Consider the following 17,746-nt stretch of genomic DNA (forward strand, 5'->3'; position numbering starts at 1 on the left):
GGAGCCAACCATGAGCAAGATCATCCGCACCGAGCCTGGCCCGATCCTGTCCAAGGCCGTCGAGTACCACGGCTTCGTCTACCTGCCCGGCATCACCGCCCGCGACACCGGCAAGGACATCAAGGGCCAGACCGCCGACGTGCTGGCGCAGATCGATGCGATGCTGGAGCATCATGGCACCGACAAGACCCGCCTGCTGCAGGCGACGATCTGGGTCAAGCACATCAAGGACCGCGTGCTGATGAACGAGGTCTGGTCGCCTTGGCTGCCGAAGGAAGGCGCCCCGGCGCGGGCCTGCGTGCAGGCCGAGATGGCGGCACCGGAGGTGCTGGTGGAGATCATGGTGACGGCATGCAAGTAACGGGCTGCAAGTAACGTCAGGCTGTGGCGCCGCCATCGACCGGAAGCGCCACGCCATTGATGAACGATGCCTCGTCCGACAGCAGGAACAGCGCTGTGCTGGCGATTTCCTCGGGCTGCGCGACGCGGCGCATCGGATTGAGGCCGCCGCGTTTGGTGACCAGTGATTCCGGCGTCTCGCCGGGTGGAAGCTGGCTGTCGGGACGGGCGACGAAGACGCGCAGCATCGGCGTGTCGGTGGTGCCGGGGCAGACGGCGTTGATGCGGATGTTTTCCTGGCCGTAGCGTTTTGCCAAGCCCTTCACCAGCCCGACCACGCCGAATTTGGCGATGTTGTAGACCGGGCTGTACTGCGAACCTTGCAAGCCGGACGTGGACGCCGTGAACAGGATCGCTCCGCCGCCGCGGGCGCGCAGTTCCGGCAGCGCCGCCTCGGTGGTGACCAGCACGCTGCGGACGTTCAGGTTCATGGCGAAGTCGAAGTCCTTCCAGTCCAGGCCTTCGATAGATGCCGGACCGGGCGTGCCGACATGGTTCCAGACGAAATCAAGTCCGCCGAAATGCCGAGCGGTCTGGTGGACGATGGAACGGGCGAAGTCGTCGCTGGTGAGGTCGCCGGACAGACCGATCGCCTTGCCGCCGGCTGCCGTGATCTGCTGCACCACCGCGTTCGTGGCCGCCTGATCGAGGTCCACGACGGCGACCGAGGCGCCTTCGGCGGCGAAACGAATGGCCCCTGCCCGGCCCATTCCAGAGGCCGCGGCGGTGACGATGCCAATCTTGTTGTTCAGGCGCATTGTTGTTTCCTCCTATGGGTTGTTTATCGATCAACGTGTCGTCCGCGCTGGTGCGCCACGCGCCTGACGTCATGGCGGCCAGGCGTCCCCACATCACGGCCGGCGGAGGCCAGCTATCCACGTCTTTGCTGCCTCCAGATTCGCAAAGCGCCGGTGCCCGCTCGGGCGAACGTGCCCGACTTCCGACGACTAGCTGTCCATGAGACCATGATCGTTCATGGTTGCCTCATCGCGAATGTCCAATCATGGGCTACAGGTTTGTTTATCTCCTGATTCACGCCTTCTGACGAATCAGCTTCAGGCGATCACGCCCAACCCCATGATCCTGTCAGCCTGTCTCCATCGGCAGGGTTTCGTCCTTGGCCCATTCCGACAGCGATGCGTCGTAGATCTTCACGTCGGTATGACCCAGCATGGTCAGGATCAGGGCATCGGCGCTGGCGGCGATGCCGCCGCCGCAATAGGTGATCACTGGCCGGTCGAGCGCGCCGACGGCCCCCAGCCGCTGGCGCAGTTCATTAGCCGGCAAGAACGTGTTGGTCGCGGGATCGAGCAGGTGGGCCGCCGGCACATTGACACTGCCGGCAATGCGGCCGGAGCGGCCATAGCTGTTGCCGCCCTGACCCGCATGCTGCGCGGGCAACAGGGCGTTCAGCGTGCAGATCCCGGCGTCGCCAACAGCGGCTTTGACTTTGTCCTTGCCGACCATCAGGTTGCGCACTTCGCGAACGACGAAGTCACTGGCGGGACGGGCGGCGGCGGGACCGGTTTCGACCGGGCGGTTCTCGCGCAGCCATTTCTGCCAGCCGCCATTCAGCACCGCGGCGTTATCGTGGCCGAACTCTCGCAGCAGCCACCAGACGCGGGTCGCCCACCAGGGGTTCGCCGTACTGTAAGTGATGACCCGCGTGCTGTTGTCGATACCGAAACGACGCATCGCGGCGGCGAAGTGTTCCGGCGTCGGCCGCATGAAATTCAGTCTCTGCGAAGTGTCCGAGACATCGCGGGAGACGTCGCAGAACTGCGCACCAGGGATGTGGCCGTTCTCGAAATCCTCGCGGCCCGGCTTCACCGTGTAGGTGATCTTCGGGTCGGGGATCAGATGCGTTGTGCAATCCAGCACGACAATGTCTTGCGTGCCATCCGGCACGACGCTGTCCGGCGCGCCATCCGGCACGACGATGTCCCGCGCGCCATCCGGCACGACGATGTCCGGCGCGCCATCCGGCACGACGATGTCCCGCGCGCCATCCGGCACGACGATGTCCCGCGCGCCATCCGGCACGACGATGTCCCGCGCGCCATCCGGCACGACATCTCGCAGGTGCTGGGCGAGCCAGTCGGTCTCGACCAGGAATTCCGGGTGAACAAATCCTTCCATCGTTCAATGCCCCGCTGCGAGTTCGGCGAGTTCGATCACCACGTTTCCAGTCGCGGACGGATCCAGGAAGATGATCTTCGAGCCGCCATGGCCGATCCGCCAGGTATCGCTTTGCAGCTTGACGTTCTTGGCTTTCAGTTCGCCGATCGCGCCCTCGATGTCCTCCACTTCGAAGCAGATGTGGAACAGGCCGGTGCCTTTTTCGGCAATCCATTTCGTCACGCCGGACTCGGGTCCGTGGCCTTCCAGCAATTCGATGTAGCTTTGCCCCACCGGCAGCATCGCCAGACGGGTCTGACCGATCTGTTCTTCATACTCCAGTTCCAGGCCGAAGGTGTCGCGCATCAGGTCGAGCGACTGCTTCATTGAATCCACCGCAATGGCGATGTGTTCCACGCGCTTGATTTTCATCGTTGCAACTCCGTTGTCAGGATATGATGACGCCGCTGTCCACCGGGTAGACATGACCGGTGACCTTGCTGGATTCGTCGGATGCCAGGAACAGCGCCATGAATGCGATGTCCTCCGGCTCGATCAGGCCGAGCAGATGGGCGTTCGCCAGCTTGTCGAGGGCGGTGTTGCCGGCCACCAGTTTGCGAACGCGGTCGGTCATGGTGGCGGAGGGGGCGATGGCGTTGACCCGCACCTTTGGTGCGAACTCCACCGCCATCGACCGGGTGATGGCCGCCACGCCGCCTTTCGCCGCCGTGTAGCAGTCGCGTCCCGGAATGCCCATCAGCGCGACGTTGGACGCCATGTTGATGACCGACCCGCCGCCGGACTGGATGATCGCGGGAATGCCGAAGCGGCAGCCCAGGAAGGTGCCGAACAGGTCGAGCTTGATCACCCGCCAGAATTCCTCCAGCGGCGCATCGGTCACGTCGCTGTCGCGCGCGGTCGAGCCGCCGGCGTTGTTGTGCAGGACGTGCAGCCCGCCGTAGTGGCGCACCGCGGTGTCAACGGCGGCCTGCATGCTGTCGGGTTCGGTGACGTCCGTTCTGATGGCGATCGCCTCGCCGCCGGCCTGGATGATCGCATGCGCGGTCTGCTCGCCGGCCTCGGCGTCGAGTTCAGCGATGACGACCTTGGCGCCTTCTTTCGCGAACAATCTTGCCGTTGCCCTGCCGATGCCGGTTCCGGCGCCGGTTAGCAGCGAAACCTTGCCTTCCAGACGTGGCATGTGCGTTTCCCCTTGTATCCGGGAACTATCGTCGCCCGTGTGGTAAGGCGGATCAAGGGGCCGGACCCCCGCCCGGCAAAGTCCGTCGGTTTCGGCATGATCCGCTACACGGGCAACACGCCGTCCCCCCTTGCGGCCCGTGATCTGAAGGTGCAAACGAACAATCAATAACAATCGCGATCATGTTGTGGAGGAATAGTGAATGAAGCGGCGATCAAGCCATGCGTCCGTGCGGATTGGCATCCCGGCGATGGCGGCCTTGCTGGCCTTGTCGTCAGGGTCGGCTGTCGCGGCCCCAGCCACCCAAGGCGTTACCGCGACCGAGATCGTGGCCGGCTCCACCGCCGACCTTTCGGGCGTGACAGCCGTTCAAGGCGTCAACAACAGCAACGCGGTCCGCATGGTATTCGATGATGCCAATGCGCAAGGTGGCGTCAACGGGCGCAAGATCCGCCTCATCGTCGAGGACATGCAGTATCAGGTGCCGCATGCCGTGCAGGCGATCAACAAGCTGCTCAATCTGGACCACGTGTTTTTCACCGTGGTCGATGGCGGCACGCCGATGAACAATGCCGAAATGCCGATGCAGTTCCAGAAGAACGTGCCGAACCTGTTTCCGCTCACGGCCGCGCGCTCGATGTACGAGCCGTACAACCGGCTGAAGTTCGCGCAGTTCGCGTCGTATTACGACCAGATGCGCTCAGGCGTGAAATATTTCGTCGAGCAGCGGCACGTCAGCCATCTCTGCGCGATGTACCAGGACACCGACTTTGGTCGCGATGTTCTGCAGGGCGTTCAAGCCGAGGCGAAGGCGCTGGGGATGCAGGTGGTGGCGACCACGGCGCACCAGCCGACCGATACGAATTTCAGTGCTGATCTGACCAAGTTGCGCGATGCCGGCTGCGACTGGGTGGGGGTCGGCACGATCGTCCGCGACAGCATAGACATTGTCTCGCAAGCGAAGAAGATGGGCTGGACCGTGCCTTTCGTTGGTCAGTCCGCCTCCTACGACACGGCCATAGCGACGGCGCCAGGTGACGTGGGCGAGGGCTTCTATTCCATGAGTCCCTCGATCTATGCCTACGCGGACGATCCGCGGCCAGCGGTGCGTGAATTTTTCGCGGAATACAAGAAACGCTTCGGCATCGATCCCAACTTCCTTGGCGAGACCGGCTACAGCGCGGCGCACATGGTCCTGCTGGGTTTGCAGAACGCCGGGCAGGACCTGACGGTGGACAGCCTTATCAAGGGACTGGAGAGTATCCACAGCTACACGGACATCTTCGGCACGACCTATTCCTTCGGACCGAACCAGCATCATGGGGAAACGTCGTCGTACCTGTCGGTGGTGCATAAGGGACGCTGGGTTCCGGTTCAGACCGAGGCGCTAGGATATTGAATTGCGCCTGAATGAGAAGGTGGCGGATGCAGGCTTGGTTTCTAGAACTTGTCATGGATCGACCTGCCGCGTCTGCTGCCACTCCGCCCTGCCCGCTGGTCCCCCCGCTGGTCCCGTGGCATCAGTCGATAACCGGTCCAGGGGGCACCGCTTGCCGCTACCGGCTCAGCGCCCGCGTCATGTCGTCGATCCCGCTGACTGTCAGCGGGTACATCCGGCCTTCCATCAGGTCGTTCACCATGCTGATCGACCGCACATGCCCCCAGCTCTGCTTCGGCGTCGGGTTCAGCCACGCTGACCGCCGGTAGTGGGAGCACAGGCGCTCCAGCCAGACAACGCCGGCCTCGTCGTTGTAATGCTCGACGGAGCCGCCCTGCATGGTGATCTCGTACGGGCTCATCGCCGCGTCGCCGACAAAGATCATCTTGTAGTCGGGTCCGTAGGTGCGCAGCACCTGCCAGGTCGGGATGACCTCCTCATACCGGCGGCGGTTGTTCTTCCATACCTTCTCATAGGGAAAATTATGGAAGTAATAATACTCCAGGTGCTTGAATTCGGTTCGCGCGGCGGAGAACAGTTCCTCGGTCAGCTTCACATGATCATCCATCGATCCGCCGACGTCCAGGAACAGCAGCACCTTCACCGTGTTGTGCCGTTCGGCCACCATCTTCAGGTCCAGGCTGCCGGCGTTGTTCGCGGTTGACCGGATCGTGTCCGGAATGTCCAGCTCGGTGGCCGCGCCCTGCCTGGCGAACCGGCGCAACCGCCGCAGCGCCAGCTTCATGCCGCGGGTGCCCAGTTCCACCGTATCATCCAGGTCCCGGTAGTCCCGCCGATCCCAGACCTTCACCGCCTTGCGGTGGCGCGACTCGTCCTGCCCGATCCGCACACCTTCCGGATTGTAGCCATAGGCCCCGAATGGCGACGTGCCCGCCGTGCCGATCCATTTCGAGCCACCTTGGTGGCGGCCCTTCTGTTCCGCCAGCAGTTGCTTTAGCCGGTCCATCAGCGCATCAAACCCGCCGAGCGCCTGAATTTTTGCCATTTCCTCCGGCGACAGCAGTTTCTCCGCCAACTTGCGCAGCCATTCCTCCGGCAGGTTCTCGACAACGACACCCTCCGGCGGTTCCAGCCCCCTGAAGCACTGCGCGAACACCCGGTCGAACTTGTCCAGATGCCGCTCGTCCTTCACCAACGTCGCGCGGGCGAGAAAGTAGAAATCCTCGATGCTGTAGTCCGCCACGCCCGCCTTCATCGCCGCCATCAACGTCAGGTATTCGGTGATGGAGGCCGGCAGGCCGGCCGAACGCAGTCCCAGGACCAGGTGCGAGAACATCAGCTTCCCCGGCGCGCCAGGAAAGCCAGACGCTCGAACAGATGAACGTCCTGCTCGTTCTTCAGCAGCGCGCCATACAGCGGCGGAATGACCACCTGCTTTTCCTTGCTGCGGAGCACCTCGACCGGCAAATCCTCCACCATCAGCAGCTTCAGCCAGTCCAGCAGTTCCGACGTCGCCGGCTTCTTCTTCAGGCCGGGCACGTCGCGCACCTGGAAGAAGACGTTCAACGCTTCGCGCGCCAGGTCGCGGCGAATGTCCGGGTAATGCGCCTGCACGATGCGCTCCATCGTCTCCCGGTCCGGAAAGCGGATGTAGTGGAAGAAGCAGCGGCGCAGGAAGGCGTCCGGCAGCTCCTTCTCGTTGTTCGAGGTGATGATCACCACCGGCCGGTGCCTGGCCACGATCGTCGCGCGGGTCTCATAGACGAAGAACTGCATCCGATCGAGTTCCAGCAGCAGATCGTTGGGGAACTCGATATCGGCCTTGTCCACCTCGTCGATCAGCACCACCACCGGCTGGTCCGCCTCGAACGCGTCCCACAGCTTGCCTTGGACGATGTAGTTGCCGATGTCATGCACCCTGGCGTCGCCCAACTGCCCGTCCCGCAGGCGCGAGACGGCATCGTATTCATACAGTCCCTGCTGCGCCTTGGTGGTGGATTTCACATGCCATTCGATCAACGGCATGCCCAGCGCGCCGGCGACTTCATGCGCCAGGACGGTCTTGCCGGTGCCCGGCTCCCCCTTCACCAGCAACGGCCGTTGCAGCGTGACGGCGGCGTTCACCGCCACCTCCAGATCGCGCGTGGCGATGTATCGATCGGTGCTTTTGAATCCGGCCACACGAGGCTCCCTCTATTGATCCGCCGGATTGTCAAGGGATTGAGTGCTTTGAGCAAGCGGTGGATGTATTAGGCGTCCGAGGCCACGTTCGCTAGAACCGCATCCATGCATTATCGCCATCTGCTCGGCGAGCGCCAGGGCGCCGGACGCGAATTGCATCCGCATCATCTGCCCGGTGTGCCGCCGCCGGTGCAAATCCGCTCAAGCGCGGCCTGACGCTGCTCCAGCCGAACCAGGTCGTCGGCTGGCAGGCGGCCGCGGCAGCCGTCGACGACGCGCGTCGCGCGCTTGATGACACGCCGGCGCAGCGCCTCGCTTTCGATGGTGACGGCAAGGTCATCCAGCAGCCGCAGCAGCCGCAGGCTGACCGCCGCATCGGCCACGGCGTAGGCGCGGATCTGCTCGATGGCGGTGTTCAGCAACCCATCCAGGTCGATCCACGGCAGCACGACGCGCAGCACGTGCGGCGGGCTGAACAACTGCGATTCCGGAGGTATGCGATCGATCCAGCGGATCAGGATCCGGGTCAGCTGGTCGATGCAACTGATCGCCGTGCTGGGATCGTTGACCGCTGGCGAGATCGCCCGCAGTGCGATGTCGACGATCTGGATGACGCCGAATTCGACATCCTGCTGCAAGGTGCGCATCGGCCCCATGTCGAAAGCGCCGGTCAGGTCCACCGCATGGCGCCGGTCCAGCCCGGTCCGCCGCGAGACCATGAGCAACGGCACGCCGGCGGGGACGAAGTGGCCCACTCGGCGGGTGACGCGGACACGCAGATGGTGCTGCCGGGCGAACGCCAGCAGCCGCTTCGTGTCGATGAACCGGATGTAGCCGGAGATCTCGTTCAGGATCGGAAATTCCGGCTCGTCTGGCACCGACACGCTCGCGGGCGTCCTGTGCGGATCAAGCCGCGGGTCGGGCATCAGCGTGTCGATCACCTCTTCGGTCTCGCGCGCGATCCGGTCGACGATGTGGTTGACGCTGATGGCGTGGGAGATGTGGTGGATGAAGAACAGCAGCCAGCCGACGGCGATCAGCGCCAGCAGCATGGCCCCGAGGACGGTCAGCATGGGCGCGAAGGGCCGCGGTGAAGATCGCGCCGCCGGCAGCGCCGCCAGGCAATAGGTGAAGGTGCCTAGGAAGATGCCGAGGGTCCACTGCGTGCCCTGGTCGCGGACGAAGCTGATCAGGATGCGCGGCGAGAACTGCATCGAGGCGAGTGTCAGCGTCATCAGCAGGATGGCGAAGACGATCGACACCACGGTCATGGTCGATGTCGCGATGACACTGAGGATCACCTGGGCGACCTGCGCGTCCTGGTGCGAGGGAAACAGCGTGGTGGGCAGCCAGTCGCCAAGGGCGGGAACGGCTTCCTCGGCCGAGGACAGCACGGCGCCGCACAGCCCAAGCAGCAGGGCGATCAGCAGCGGCCGGACCAGGAAGCCGCCGCGCAGGGAATAGCCGGCCGACCGCAGCCGCAGGGGCAGTTGTTTCAACATCGCGGGTTCCTCTTGGAAACCCTGAGTAGTGGTTTACGCCGCGCCGGGAAACCGATTCCGGAATACGGCACGCTGGCGGCGTCCGCCGCGACAACGCGACGCGCGGAACGCGGCGCATCCCCATTGCCACAAGGCGATCCGCCGCAAGCGGTCCCGCTTCTCAAGCCGGCGGCTTCGTGGCACCGGTCTACGCCGCGATCCCCTCCACCGGCGCCAGCGGCGGCCGGCCGCGGATCATGTCCGATGCCTTCTCCGCGATCATCATCGTCGAGCTGTAGGTGTTGGCCGAGGGCAGGTTCGGCATCACCGACGCATCCACCACCCGGATGCCTTGCAAGCCGTGGATGCGCAACTGGTCATCCACCACCGAGGTCCGGTCCGTCACCGGCCCCATCCGCGCCGTCCCGATCAGGTGGTACGCCGTCGAGCCGTACTGGCGCGCGTAGTCCAGCCACTCGTCGTCGGTCCGCACGCCCGACGCCGGCAGTTCATCCCGATCGAAGAACGGTGCCAGCGCCTCGGTGTGCAGCAGCCGGCGCGCCAGGTGCATGCCCTTGACCAGGACCCGCTGGTCGAACCGGTCCTTCAGGTAGTTCGGCTGGATGACGGGGTCCTGGAACGGATCGCGGGAGCGGGCACGGACATGGCCGGTGCTCTCCGGCCGGTGCTGCCACACGCCGCAGGTCATGCCGGGATAGTCGTCGAGCAGCCCGACGAACCCCTGCTTGTAGCTGGCCGGACTGAACACGCCTTGCAGGTCAGGCTGGTGCATGGTGTCCTCGGTCCGCCAGAACCAGTGCACGATGGACGGCGTCAGCGCCAGGATGCTGGGCTTGCCCATCGTCCAGTGCGCGATCTGCGCCGCCAGGCCGACGCCACGCGACATCTCGTTCATCGTGCGCACGTTCTTCACCCGGGCGACAATGCGGGTGGCGTAATGGTCGCGAAAATTCTCCCCCACCGGCAGATCGGCGACCACCGGCACGCCAAGCTCCCGCAGCAGCCAGGCCGGCCCGACGCCCGACATCTGCAGCAGCTTCGCCGTGTTCACCGTGCCGGAGGAGACGATCACCTCCCGGCGCGCGAACACCTGATGTTCGGCGGAACGGTCCCGGTCATCGACATAGCGCACGCCGGTGGCGCGCGTGCCATCGAACAGGATCTGTGCCGCGCGCGCGTCCGTCCGCACCTCCAGCCGCCCGCAGGCGCGCGCGGGATGCAGGAAGACCCGCGCCGCCGACCGGCGGAAGCCGCGGTCGATTAGCCGCTGGAAATAGCCAACGCCGGCTTGGGCGTCGCCGCTGTTGTAATCCGCGCAGCGCGGGATGCCGAGTTCCTGCGCGCCGTCGATGAACGCCTCGTTCACCGGGTGAATCCAGTCGTTGTCGGTGACCGGCAGGCTGCCGGCGCGGCCGTGGATGCGGTCATCAATCGGGTTTGATCCGCGCGTGCCGATAGGACCGATCCGCCGCTCGCCCCGCTTGAAATAGGGCAGGATATCGACGTAGCCCCAGCCGCGGTTGCCGCGCTGCGCCCAGTTGTCGAAATCCGCCCGCTGGCCGCGGTTGTAGACCATGCCGTTGATCGAGCTGGACCCGCCGAGGGTGCGGCCCTGCGTGGTCGGAATGCGCCGGCCGTTGGTGCCTGGCCCCGGCTCGGTCTGGAACTGCCAGGTGTAGCCTGGGTTGAACAGCATCTTGATGAAGCCGGCCGGGATGTGGATGAACGGATGCCGGTCGGGCGGTCCGCATTCCAGCACGCAGACGGTGACGCCCGGGTCTTCCGTCAGCCGCTTGCACAGCACCGACCCCGCCGCTCCGCTGCCCACCACCACATAATCAAACACCCCTCCGTTCGGCTGCATTGGTTTCCCGTCCGTGCTTGTCATGCGCCGGAACCTGCCCCGGCGGTTTGCCCTTTGGCGGATTCCATTCTAAACTGTGATTTCAATTGCATCCAAGCCAAAGGCCAACTCAAGCCAAGGTAGGAAACGCCCATGGAGTATGTCTGCGACGCGCCCAATAACCTGACATGGTTCCGCCTGCTGACGGAGGGCGAGGCCGTGGCGGAGTCACTTGAAATGCGGCACGCGGTGGAAAAGCACTACCGGCGTGAGCGGGAACGTGCTGTCGAATCGTTCCACCCGTCCACCTCGGTGTTCATCGAGCAGGACATCAACAAGGAAGCCCACATCCGGCGGTCGATGCCGATGTTCCTGACCCTGCGGAACGAGGACGGCAAGGCCCTGGTCACCGCCATGCTGTCGGCGAAAGGCCGCGGCAGCGGCGGCTGCATCATCGTCGGCCCGGGCAATGCCGATCCTTATCCGCAGCATGCCGCCGCGATCGGCGCGTTGGGCGACCACTTCCGCATCACGCTCGACCGGACCAGTTGCTATCCCTATCGTCGCTGAACCATTCAACCCGAGGTAGAGCCATGGCCATCATACTGGAAGACTTCGTCGCCGATTGTCGTGCCGCGCTGAAGGCCCATCCGGGCGCCGCGGGCCGCGAACAGGTTCGCGTTTTGGTCGAGAAGGCGCTGGCGGACCCGGACTTCGTCGCGACCTATATCCCGAACGGCACGCCGGAGCGGCACGTGCTGCATGAGGACCCCGAACTGGGGTTCACCATCCTGGCGCACGGCTATGTCGGGCCGAAGAGCAGCAAGCCACACGATCACGGCCCATCCTGGGCGATCTATGGTCAGGCCGCCGGGGAAACGATCATGACCGACTGGGAATGCCTCGCCCGACCGACCGACAGCGCACCCGGCAAGGCGGCCCATCTCCGTGACTATGTCATGAAGCCGGGCGACGCCTATCTATACGATGTCGGCGTGCTGCACTCGCCCGAGCGCAAGGACGACACGCGCCTGCTGCGGATTGAGGGGCTGAACATGGCCAAGGTAAAGCGCTTCCCGTATGAGGCGGTGGCACTGAGCCAGGCGGCGGAATAGGCGCTTGCAAGGCCGTCGGTCGCCCTTCGGCGGCTGACGGATGTGTTTGCGGCCGTCGCCGGAGGCGCTCAGTCGTACGCCAGGTGGGGAGAACGCCTGGGTGGCTGCCGGGAACCGCCCGGTCAAGGTATCGGGCGCCGCGACGCGATACACAGGACAATCAAGCCGAAAACTGGGCATGCGCTTTGATTTTAGGCTAGACTTTGGAGCCAGATTGGAGCAGATTTGGCTTCATGCCTGTCAATCTATCCATCAAGAATGTGCCCAACGAGATGGTTCAGCGGCTGCGTGCACGGGCGGAACGACACCATCGTTCCCTGCAGGGAGAGCTATTGGCCATCGTCGAGGCCGCGGTCCGAACAGAACCTCAGGCCACGACCATGGATATTCTGGCCGAAGTGCGCCGGCTGAAGCTGCGGACATCCAGTGAAGCCGCCGATATCATTCGCGCGGACCGGGATGATCGTCCGGGTCGTTGACGCTTCCGCCCTGGCGGCCCTGCTGTTTGGCGAACCCGAGGCCGAAAGCATAGCCGAGCGGCTGAACGAAGCCCGATTGATTGCGCCATCCCTGCTCGGATTTGAACTGGCGAATGTCTGCTTGATCAAGATGCGCAGGCATCCGGAGCAGCACGACGCATTGCGGGCGGCGTTTGATCTACGGCGGCGACTGGAACTGGAAGAGGTCACGGTCGATCATGGCGGCGCCCTCGCGGTGGCCGAGGCAACGGGATTGACCGCATACGACGCAAGTTATCTCTGGCTTGCTCATGAACTTGGTGCCGAACTGGTGACGCTCGATCGACAACTGGCGAAGGCCGCGGCGGTAACCTGAACAATGTGGCGCGATGCACGGCGGCGTCGTGTGATTGCTGAACCAGCGGATGGACGCATCCTACGGATGATGCGGCTTGTGGTGCCGGCCGTCATCCAGCCATGGCCGGCTCGATGAAGCTGATGCCATGCTGGCGATAGAGCTTTATGATGCGGCAGGTCGCATGGCGTACCTCGCTGGCTTCCATGCCGCCTAAACGCTGATCTCGGAGAGAACCGGGCGCGGCGTGGAAACCCATAGAGGCGTCAATACGGACTTGCATCGCCTCATCAAGGATGAGCCTCGCGTCGATTTGGAACTACGCGCCTTCCTCGGCCGCGCTTATCAGCTCAAGGCGGTTGCCGAGTATGAGGCCGGCCCTGGCTTCGAGGTATCCCCGAATTGGCGACAGCGGCGACTGATACCAACGCGCAGAAGTGTTGACCCCTGGTAGATTCCCAAGTGCGGCCTGACACCTTGGTTTGGTCGCCACGCAGACCCGGATAGAGGTCAAGACTTATGGGCGTTGGTATGAGACAGGCAAGCGTTTCACGGCGCAGATAATCGATCTGATCGAGAGGCCGTGAATGCCGCATGATTGCACGCCGCTGTTGCAGCCGCAACTGACCGCCTGACCGTATATATATTTTATGGTAAGTCAGGGTGGGGGGTCAGATGCACACGCAACGGTGCAGCGACCGTTCGAAAGTCAGCCAGTTCGCTAGAAATAGTGCTCATAATTAAACTCACTAAGAGAAATGCAACGCCAGCGGCTGATATATGCAAACCTCCTACCGCTACGGTCTCCACCTTCTCATGAAGTTTTTTATCGTTGGCCGCGCGCACTTGTTTTTCTTGATCAAGGGCATTGATCTGCCGTGTCAGGTTTTTCCCTGTCTCTTGCTCAAACTCGCTGAGTCTATCTTTTAGCCTAAGCAGATTCTTTTCTGCCGCGTCGAGCCGAGTTTCGATGGTGGCGTCTGTGCTGGCGTTGTGTCAAATATCTGCTCTTGCCGTCGCGCTGGACTCCATAGCCATGTGCGCCTCTGCATAAATGACATGAGACGAGGAGCCGATTCGGGGAAATCGCCTCAGCCACTGACTTGCAAGCGCAATAGCGCTTGGATGGTCAAATTGCTCCCACGTCCCCCGAATGTTAAAAGCAACGGTGGCAATCCCGATAAGCTGCAAAACCAAACCAGTCACTCGGAAGGCACGTTCACTTCCCAGCAAAAAGGCGAGCATTGTCGCCGTCAGAATCGCCCCAATAGTGAACAAAAATAGACGATGCTCTCGCAACTCCAGTAACCAACGTCCAACCGCCAGTAGCCAACGTCCAACTGCGAGGAACTCCTCAAGTATTTTCTTTATCTCAACAGGGACGTAGCGTGTGACTTTCATCCCGGCAACCGCGAAATCGTCGCCTGACTGACGTTGTAGCTGCGGGCAACGCTGCGCTGTGTCTCGCCCGCGGCGATCCGCTTACGAGCTTCCCGCTGCTGGTGAGGCGTAAGGATGGGTTTCCGCCCGAACACCACGCCCTGAGCCTTGGCGTCGGCGCGGCCCCGTGCCGTGCGTTCCATGATGCGGCGGCGTTCAAGCTTGGCGGCAGCGCCAAGCATGGCAAGGACCAGTTCGGCAAAGTCGCCGGTCGTGTCTAGCACCGGCTCCGCAAGCGAACGAAGACCCGCCCCGGCCTGCTGGATGTCGCGGGCGATCACCAGGAGGTCGGTCGTGTCGTGCGAAAGGCGATCAACCGCCGGGGTCACCACCACATCGCCAGTGTTGAGTTTCGCCATGAGCTTCTTAAGCTGGGGGCGGTCAGCGGTTGCGCCGCTGATCTTCTCGCGGAAGATCGCACCACACCCGGCGGCCTTGAGCTGGACCACCTGATTGCTAGAGCATGATCGTTTTAAGTTGACTCCTGCGTGAGTAGGGGTTCCGGCGCGGCCTAAAATCTGATCCAAGCTGTGGGCTGGGTCGGAGGCCAGCATGGATGGGTGCTCCTTACACGTTGGATTTGCGAGAACGCGCTGTCGCGGCATTCCGCTCAGGCAGGAGCCGGCTTGAGACGGCGACCCTCTTCCAGGTCAGTGAGTCGTCTGTGCAGCGGTGGTCGCGGCTGGATCGACAGAAGGGCAGCGTGGCGGCGCAGGGGCTGGGTGGTCATCGGCCCTTCGCACTGGCCAACGAACGCGACAGGATTATCGAACGGATTGCGCAACAGCCGGATCTGCCGTTGCGCGCACTGCTCGCTGAGTTGCAAGACCGTGGCATCACGGTGAGCTATTTTGCTGTCTGGAACATCGTTGACCGCGCTGGTCTCAGCTTTAAAAAAAAGCCTGCACGCCAGCGAGCAGGATCGTCCCAATGTTGCCCGTCGGCGCCTGCAATGGCAAAAGCGGCAGGATAAAGTTGATCCCAGACGGCTTGTTTTTGTAGACGAAACCTGGACGAAGACGAACATGACCCCGATCCGGGGGCGGTGCCCGGTCGGCCAGCGTCTGCTCGCCAAGGTGCCGCATGGTCATCGCCAGACGCAAACCTTCGTTGCCGCCCTGCGATGCGACGGCATTCATGCGCCATGCCTGCTCGATCAGCCGATGAACGCGATCAGTTTTCGCGCCTATGTCGAGCAGTTCCTGGTGCCGACGTTACGACCGGGCGACGTTGTGATCATGGATAATCTGAGCAGTCACAAGGGCCCTGTCATCCGCAAGGCAATCCGGACAGCGGGTGCAAAGCTGATTTTCCTGCCACCCTATAGTCCCGACCTCAACCCGATCGAGCAGGTGTTCGCCAAACTCAAAACCCTGCTGCGCAAGGCCAACGCCCGCACCATCGACGCAGTGATCGAAGCGATCGCCAAGCTCCTCGACGAGTATACCGTCGAAGAATGCGCCAATTACCTCGTCAACTCCGGCTACGGGTCAACCTAAAACGATCATGCTCTAAGGTCTTGAGCGTCGGTCGAGACGCGGGCATAGCCGTAAATCATGCCCTTATTGTGCATCAGAAATATGCATCAGAAAAACTCCGTCTTATCAGCAGGCTGGGGTTGATACAGATATCTTGAACCACGAATACCTGCCCGACCAACCCTCCATTCCCCCTTCCCCTCAAACACCAACCACATGCCGAGCGGGATTCCACCGTTCAGCTTCCGCCGCACAGCGCTCAACATCCTCGTCCAGCATCAGGCCCTGCTCGACCAACTCCCGCGCCGCCTGTGTGATCGCCACCACGTAAGCCTGCCAATCAGCATACCGTTCCAGGACCGCCCGTCGCGGGTCACCTGTCGCCACGCGTTCCGACACCGTATCCGGAAACGGGATGTAGCTCCCCTCGAACCGCCACTGCACCCCATGCCCATAGCCGCGCGCCCGAGGGTTCCATCCCGTATAGGTCCCCAGCGGCGCACCGACCATCGGCGCGCGCACCCCGGCGACATCGTTGCCATCCGCGTCCACCGACGGAACCAGCACCGTGTACCGCAGCCCCGGACCACCCGCCGGATCATTCCGCCCATGCACGACGACCGGCGGTTCGCGCAGGATGCCCCGCTCCACCTCCGGTCCGAAATCCAGCAGAGGCAACGCATTCGCCTCCGCCAGCGGCATCACGCCGGGAATGGCGGGAAACTGCCCGCGCCACGTCGCATGATCGACCAGCGTGCCATCGGCGCGGCACGGAACCCGGCTGGGCGGCGGCGGCGTGCCGTCCGTCGCCCAGCGATCCATAGCGTCCAGCATCCTGCGGAACAGCATCGACGTCGCCACCGTGTTGGAGAAATTCTGCCCGATCCCGCGCGCCGGCGCCTTCAGCAGCGGGTTCGCGGAGTGCTGCGAACTGGCCCAGCAATAGACCCGCACCGTCTCCGGCTGAGGCAGGTCACGGCCCTGCGTGTCGGTGTGCACCAGCGACCCGCGGCGCACCCAGTATTCCGTCGCCGTCTGGGTATGGAACACCAGCGGATCGGTCTCCGGCCGCTTCAGGATCGCATCCTCCCGCCCGGTCAGATGGTCCACCGACCGTGCATAGGAGAACGGAAACGAATCCGCGATGTTGAAGTGATCCTCATACTGCTGGCCGCCGGAGACGATCGGGCTGGCGAACCGGTGGTTCAGCCACTTGCGCCCGGCCCCGGCCACATGCGGCATCACCCCGTCGAACACGCGGCGGCCGGCGGCATCGGCATTGTAGCCGCGATAAACAAAATCCCGCAGACAGCGCCCGGTCTGCGAGCGGCCCCAGCCATACGCCAGGCGCGTGCCGGCCAGCGGATTGGCGCCGGTCGCGTCGTATTTCAGGAAACTGACGAAATCCCGCACCGCGACATGGCCCAGACCCATCAGCTTCGGGTCCCGCGCGATATACATCAGTTCGTGGATCCAGCCGGGGTCGAAACCTGCCAGGTAATGGATGAAGCTATCCGACGGAAGCAAGGCCTGTTCCGGCGCCGCCGACTCGGCACCCGAACCGCTCACCTGCTGCGCGAAATCCCAATCCTGGACGGGAATAGTCTCAGGCTCGTCATACGGATAGCGCCGCCGCGTCAGCACCGCATCGCGCTTGTCACGCGACGCGACGGGATAGGAATGCGCGGCCACGCGGCCGCTCAGCGGTATGGTCGAGCCGGCCGGCGCATCGACGATGATCTCGGTGCGGACGCGGCCGGTGATCGGCGCGCCGTTCTCGGTCGCCACCGGCACATCCAGCACCAGACGATCGTCGCCCGGCAGGATATCACCCTCCCACGCCAGCCAGGCGACGGCGTAGCCGCGCCGCATCAGGAAGCCGTTGCCGGCGTGCGCCAAGGTCAGCGGATCGTTGCTGTGCGGCGCGTCGTTGAAGAACTGCAGCGCCCGCTTGTTGCCCCGGTTGCCGTAGTCGAACAACACCCGGCGGTTGCCCGACGCCGGATCGGTCGGCCGCAGGATCATGAAGTCAGCCTCGAACCGAACCAACCCGTCCGGATCGCGCGGCGCCTTGTCGATGTCCACCACATCCGCCTGCGCCGGCGCCCGTGGATCGACGTCGAACAGCACCCTGCCCGACAATCGTTCGTACGCGCCGCTGTCGCCAAAACGGTGGCCGGCGGCGAACGGCCGCCGGTCGTCGATCCGGATCGAAAGATGGCTGGCCATGCGCTGCGTCCCCTGAACCTCGGGAACA

At 63.6% G+C, this 17,746-nt stretch carries 19 protein-coding genes; 7 read left to right on the plus strand and 12 right to left on the minus strand.

The annotated features are described in order from the left end of the window. Positions 1-10: 10 nt before the first annotated feature. The gene (locus ACQY4S_RS16745; protein WP_428486372.1) at positions 11-361 is read left to right on the plus strand and encodes a RidA family protein; all 351 of its coding nucleotides are present in this window, start codon (positions 11-13) and stop codon (positions 359-361) included. A gap of 16 nt (positions 362-377) precedes the next feature. On the opposite strand, the gene ACQY4S_RS16750 is transcribed toward ACQY4S_RS16745, so the two are convergent. The 4 genes from ACQY4S_RS16750 to ACQY4S_RS16765 form a co-directional block, all read right to left on the minus strand. Then, the gene (locus tag ACQY4S_RS16750; RefSeq protein ID WP_428486373.1) at positions 378-1,157 is read right to left on the minus strand and encodes an SDR family NAD(P)-dependent oxidoreductase; all 780 of its coding nucleotides are present in this window, start codon (positions 1,155-1,157) and stop codon (positions 378-380) included. Positions 1,158-1,485: 328 nt separating this feature from the next. Next, entirely contained in the window at positions 1,486-2,538 is a 1,053-nt protein-coding gene (locus tag ACQY4S_RS16755) for a sulfurtransferase (protein WP_428486374.1), read from the minus strand. Positions 2,539-2,541: 3 nt separating this feature from the next. Further along, the gene (locus ACQY4S_RS16760) at positions 2,542-2,949 is read right to left on the minus strand and encodes a VOC family protein (protein WP_428486375.1); all 408 of its coding nucleotides are present in this window, start codon (positions 2,947-2,949) and stop codon (positions 2,542-2,544) included. Positions 2,950-2,965: 16 nt separating this feature from the next. Beyond that, positions 2,966-3,718: an SDR family NAD(P)-dependent oxidoreductase gene (locus tag ACQY4S_RS16765; RefSeq protein WP_428486376.1), complete on the minus strand. Its 753-nt coding sequence runs from the start codon at positions 3,716-3,718 to the stop codon at positions 2,966-2,968. 202 nt (positions 3,719-3,920) lie between these two features. On the opposite strand from ACQY4S_RS16765, the gene ACQY4S_RS16770 reads away from it, so the two are divergent. Further along, positions 3,921-5,117, plus strand: coding sequence for an ABC transporter substrate-binding protein (locus ACQY4S_RS16770; protein WP_428486377.1), 1,197 nt, complete (start codon positions 3,921-3,923; stop codon positions 5,115-5,117). 157 nt (positions 5,118-5,274) lie between these two features. On the opposite strand, the gene ACQY4S_RS16775 is transcribed toward ACQY4S_RS16770, so the two are convergent. The 4 genes from ACQY4S_RS16775 to ACQY4S_RS16790 form a co-directional block, all read right to left on the minus strand. After that, on the minus strand, positions 5,275-6,453 hold the full coding sequence (locus ACQY4S_RS16775) for a vWA domain-containing protein (protein ID WP_428486378.1): 1,179 nt from the start codon (positions 6,451-6,453) through the stop codon (positions 5,275-5,277). Beyond that, positions 6,453-7,298, minus strand: a complete 846-nt coding sequence (locus tag ACQY4S_RS16780) for an AAA family ATPase (RefSeq protein WP_428486379.1) — start codon at positions 7,296-7,298, stop codon at positions 6,453-6,455. The genes ACQY4S_RS16775 and ACQY4S_RS16780 overlap by 1 nt, the downstream gene beginning before the upstream one ends. 164 nt (positions 7,299-7,462) lie before the next feature. Beyond that, on the minus strand, positions 7,463-8,800 hold the full coding sequence (locus ACQY4S_RS16785) for a DUF2254 domain-containing protein (RefSeq protein WP_428486380.1): 1,338 nt from the start codon (positions 8,798-8,800) through the stop codon (positions 7,463-7,465). 187 nt (positions 8,801-8,987) lie between these two features. Continuing rightward, on the minus strand, positions 8,988-10,664 hold the full coding sequence (locus tag ACQY4S_RS16790; protein WP_428486381.1) for a GMC family oxidoreductase: 1,677 nt from the start codon (positions 10,662-10,664) through the stop codon (positions 8,988-8,990). Between the two features lie 132 nt (positions 10,665-10,796). Between ACQY4S_RS16790 and ACQY4S_RS16795 the strand changes: the two genes are divergently transcribed. From ACQY4S_RS16795 to ACQY4S_RS16810, 4 genes are all read left to right on the plus strand, one after another. After that, positions 10,797-11,213, plus strand: a complete 417-nt coding sequence (locus ACQY4S_RS16795; RefSeq protein WP_428486382.1) for a hypothetical protein — start codon at positions 10,797-10,799, stop codon at positions 11,211-11,213. A gap of 23 nt (positions 11,214-11,236) precedes the next feature. Continuing rightward, a complete protein-coding gene (locus ACQY4S_RS16800; RefSeq protein WP_428486383.1) occupies positions 11,237-11,758 on the plus strand; it encodes a hypothetical protein in 522 nt (173 codons plus the stop codon). A 233-nt stretch (positions 11,759-11,991) separates the two neighbouring features. Further along, a complete protein-coding gene (locus ACQY4S_RS16805; protein WP_428486384.1) occupies positions 11,992-12,237 on the plus strand; it encodes a FitA-like ribbon-helix-helix domain-containing protein in 246 nt (81 codons plus the stop codon). Further along, entirely contained in the window at positions 12,218-12,592 is a 375-nt protein-coding gene (locus ACQY4S_RS16810; RefSeq protein WP_428486385.1) for a type II toxin-antitoxin system VapC family toxin, read from the plus strand. Before ACQY4S_RS16805 ends, ACQY4S_RS16810 begins: the two co-directional genes overlap by 20 nt. A 91-nt stretch (positions 12,593-12,683) precedes the next feature. Here the strand turns inward: ACQY4S_RS16810 and ACQY4S_RS16815 are convergent, their stop codons facing one another. The 3 genes from ACQY4S_RS16815 to ACQY4S_RS16825 form a co-directional block, all read right to left on the minus strand. Then, positions 12,684-12,854: a hypothetical protein gene (locus ACQY4S_RS16815; protein ID WP_428486386.1), complete on the minus strand. Its 171-nt coding sequence runs from the start codon at positions 12,852-12,854 to the stop codon at positions 12,684-12,686. 713 nt (positions 12,855-13,567) lie between these two features. Continuing rightward, positions 13,568-13,972 carry a hypothetical protein gene (locus tag ACQY4S_RS16820; protein WP_428486387.1) on the minus strand — a complete coding sequence of 135 codons (405 nt, stop codon included), beginning with the start codon at positions 13,970-13,972 and terminating at the stop codon, positions 13,568-13,570. Continuing rightward, positions 13,969-14,565 (minus strand): recombinase family protein, encoded by a 597-nt coding sequence (locus ACQY4S_RS16825; protein WP_428486388.1) that lies wholly within the window; start codon positions 14,563-14,565, stop codon positions 13,969-13,971. The genes ACQY4S_RS16820 and ACQY4S_RS16825 overlap by 4 nt, the downstream gene beginning before the upstream one ends. A gap of 2 nt (positions 14,566-14,567) precedes the next feature. Between ACQY4S_RS16825 and ACQY4S_RS16830 the strand changes: the two genes are divergently transcribed. Further along, positions 14,568-15,510 (plus strand): IS630 family transposase gene (locus ACQY4S_RS16830; RefSeq protein WP_428483280.1). Its coding sequence is split into 2 segments (ribosomal slippage): positions 14,568-14,903 and positions 14,905-15,510, totalling 942 coding nucleotides; the frame shifts between segments, so codons are not numbered across the junction. 180 nt (positions 15,511-15,690) lie between these two features. Here ACQY4S_RS16830 and ACQY4S_RS16835 read toward each other — a convergent pair. Further along, positions 15,691-17,718: an alpha/beta hydrolase domain-containing protein gene (locus ACQY4S_RS16835; RefSeq protein WP_428486389.1), complete on the minus strand. Its 2,028-nt coding sequence runs from the start codon at positions 17,716-17,718 to the stop codon at positions 15,691-15,693. Between the last annotated feature and the right edge of the window lie 28 nt (positions 17,719-17,746).

The sequence above is a fragment of the Rhodopila sp. genome, from assembly GCF_965276935.1.
Classification (GTDB): Bacteria; Pseudomonadota; Alphaproteobacteria; order Acetobacterales; family Acetobacteraceae; genus Rhodopila.